A 3,397-nucleotide genomic window follows, 5' to 3' on the forward strand; every position below is an offset into this window, starting at 1 on the left:
GAGTGCGCGGGGTCGATGGTCCACGGCCCCGGCGGGGGCAGCTCGCTGCCGCCCTGGCGGGCCAGCGTGACCGTGCCCACCTCGGCCCGGCCGCTGGCGGTCACGATCGCGCTGGACGCGGCGGGCGCGTACCCGACGGCGGTGACGATGACGGTGTACGCCCCGGGCGCCAGCTCGGTGGTGTCCCGTACGGCGCCCTCGTGGTCGGCCTCGGCGCGCAGCACCTGCGTGCCGGTCATGTCGGTCACCGTGACGACCGCGTGCGACACGGCCCATCCGTCCCGGGTGCGGATCCTCGCGGTCAGTCCCATCCCGTTTTCTCCCTGAAAAGCCTGACAAACTGGTCGGAAAGTGACCGGCCCGCGGCAGGGGCGCCTCCGCTGGGGAGCGCGCCCCGCCACGGGCCGGGTTCGAACTACTCGCCGGGGTGGGCGAGCTTGATGTCGTGGTCGTCGACGCCGCGGCCGGAGACCGTCAGGGCCGTCGCCACCGGCGGGTAGCCCGTCGCGATGACGGTGTACTCGCCGCTGTTGAGGTCGGTGAAGGCGTACGCCCCGTCCGTACCCGTGGTGGCGGTGCCGACCACGTTGCCCGCCGCGTCGACCAGCGTCACGCGGGCGTCGGCGAGGGGACCGTGCGGCGCCCGGACGACACCCTGGAGCTGCGCACCGGAGTCGAGGTCGACCTCGATGCGGGTGACACCGGCGCCGCCCACCTCGACGGGCAGGGCCCGCGGCCGGTACCCGGCGGCGTTCACCGCGACGGTCACCACGCCCGGCACCAGCTCGGCGAAGGAGAACTCGCCGTTCTCACCGGTGGTCCCGGTGGCCAGCAGGTCGCCGCGCACATCGGTGACGATCACCATGGCGTCCTTGACCGGCAGCGTGGTCTCCGCGCCCCGCACCACACCGCTCAGTCCGCTGGTGCCGCTGAGCAGGATGTCGTACGCCACCGGCTCGTCGTTGACGACGATGGTGGACGCCTGCGGCTGGAAGCCGTCGGCGGAGGCGATCAGGACGTAGGAGCCCGCGGTGGGCGCGTCCACCGTGTAGGCGCCGTCGCCCTGCGCGACCGAGCGGCCCAGCTGGCGGCCCGCCAGCGAGATCAGCGTCACCGCGGCCTGCGGCACCGGCGCGCCCTCGGCGCCCCGGACGAAGCCGCGCACCGGGACCCCGCCGGGACCGGAGGCCTGGGCGTCGGGAGCCACCGTGGCGACGGCCGCGAGGCGCTGGGTGCCCGCCGGGCCGGCCTCGGTGCTGGAGGCGGCCGACGCCCAGCTGGGCGCCTTGTCCTCGGCGGCGGCCGAGAACTGGTCGGCGGCGGAGACGGCGGCCTGCTCCTGGGCCTCGGCGACGGCCGGGGCCGCCACCGGGTCCACCGGCGCCGGCTCGCCCTCGGCGGCCTGCGCGAGGCCGCCGCGGGTCCGCAGCGGGACCTCCTTGATGAACAGCGTGATCAGGAAGGCGATGGCCGCCATGGCGCCGGCGATCAGGAAGATGTCGGCGATGCCGTGCCCGTAGGCGCCCTCCACGACCGTGCGCAGCGGCGCCGGGAGCTTGGCGACGTCCGGGATGCTGCTGCTGGAGCCGGAACCGCCCATGGCGGCCTGGTACTTCGGGTCGAGGGCGGCCAGGCCGTCCTTGACGTAGTGGGTGATCCGGTTGGCCAGCACGGCACCGAGCGCCGAGACGCCGACCGCACCGCCGAGGGAACGGAAGAAGGTGACCGTGGAGCTGGCCGAACCGAGGTCGCTCGGGTCGACCTGGTTCTGCGTGCACAGCACCAGGTTCTGCATCATCATGCCGATGCCGAGACCCAGCAGGGCCATGAAGATCGCCATCTTCCAGTACGCCGTGTCGTACCGGATGGTGCCCAGCAGGCCGAGGCCGGCGGTCACCAGGACGCCACCGCTGACCAGCCACGCCTTCCAGCGCCCGGTGCGGGTGATGAACTGGCCGGAGACGGTGGAGGCGACGAACAGGCCGCCGATCATCGGGATGGTCAGGACACCCGACATGGTCGGGGTCTTGCCCCGGGCCAGCTGGAAGTACTGGCTGAAGAACACCGTGCCGGTGAACATCGCGATACCGACGAAGAGCGAGGCGAGGGACGCCAGCGTGATCGTGCGGTTGCGGAACAGCCGCAGCGGGATGATCGGCTCGGTGGCCTTGGACTCGACCAGCACGAACAGCAGCGCGAGCACGATCGAGCCGCCCACCATGGCGGCGGTCTGCCAGGACAGCCAGTCGTACTTGTCACCGGCGAAGGTGACCCAGATCAGCAGCAGCGAGACGGCCGCGGCGACCAGGGTGGCGCCGGACCAGTCGACCTTCACGTTCCGCTTGACGACGGGCAGGTGCAGGGTCTTCTGCAGGACGATCAGCGCGAGGACCGCGAAGGGCACGCCGACGTAGAAGCACCAGCGCCAGCCCAGCCAGGAGGTGTCGGTGATGACACCGCCGAGGAGCGGACCGCCGACGGTGGCGACGGCGAACGTCGCGCCGAGGTAGCCGGAGTAACGCCCACGCTCGCGGGGGGAGATCATCGCGGCCATGACGATCTGCGCCAGGGCGGACAGACCGCCGGTGCCGATGCCCTGGATCACGCGGCAGACGATCAGCATGCCGGGGTTCTGCGAGAGCCCGGCCGCCATCGACGCCACGACGTAGATGATCAGGGCTATCTGGACGAGCGCCTTCTTGCTGTACAGGTCGGCGAGCTTGCCCCACAGGGGAGTGGAGGCGGTCATCGACAGCAGGGCGGCGGTGACCACCCAGGTGTAGGCCGACTGGCCGCCGCCGAGGTCACCGATGATCTTCGGCAGTGCGTTGGAGACGATCGTGGACGACAGGATCGCCACGAACATGCCGAGCAGCAGCCCGGAGAGCGCCTCCATGATCTGCCGGTGCGTCATCGGAGCGCCGTCCGGAGACGCGCCCCCGTGCCTGGCGTGGGCCCGCACACCGGCTGGTGTGGTCGTTGCCATGGGCTTCCTTTGCTTACGTGTTTGCGGGTGTACGGGTGGTCTCTTCGATTACGGCGTCTTCGACCACGGCTGCTCGGCCATGGGCTCGGGGAGCCGGACCGGGGTGGACCGGCAGTCGCCGAAGCTGTCGCGCAGCCGGGTCATCAGCCGGATGAGCTGGCCGACCTCGTCGTCGGTCCAGTCGCTCAGCCGTTCCGTCAGCAGGTGCGTGGTCCGCCGGGACAGGTCGTCGAGCCGGTCGAGGCCGGCGGGCGTCAGGCGCAGGATGCGCGAGCGCTTGTCCGCGGGGTCCGGCAGCCGGTCGATCCAGCCGCGGGCGGCGACGTGCGCGACATGGCGGCTGGTCACCGACAGGTCCACGGCGAGCAGCTCGGCGAGCTTGCTCATGCGCATGTCCCCGTGACGGCCCAG

The 3,397-nt window shown here is 71.9% G+C and carries 3 protein-coding genes; all 3 read right to left on the minus strand.

Translation table 11 applies throughout. The features are described from left to right. A partial coding sequence (locus AB0G56_RS42055) for a carboxypeptidase-like regulatory domain-containing protein (protein WP_360981606.1) occupies nucleotides 1-311 on the minus strand: 311 nt, incomplete at its 3' end. A gap of 104 nt (nucleotides 312-415) precedes the next feature. Further along, entirely contained in the window at nucleotides 416-2,986 is a 2,571-nt protein-coding gene (locus AB0G56_RS42060; RefSeq protein ID WP_360981609.1) for an MFS transporter, read from the minus strand. 48 nt (nucleotides 2,987-3,034) lie between these two features. After that, nucleotides 3,035-3,397, minus strand: a 363-nt coding sequence (locus AB0G56_RS42065) for a MarR family transcriptional regulator (RefSeq protein ID WP_360981612.1), incomplete at its 5' end; no start/stop codon positions are given.

The sequence above is a fragment of the Streptomyces sp. NPDC021356 genome, assembly GCF_040641015.1.
Lineage (GTDB): Bacteria > Actinomycetota > Actinomycetes > Streptomycetales > Streptomycetaceae > Streptomyces.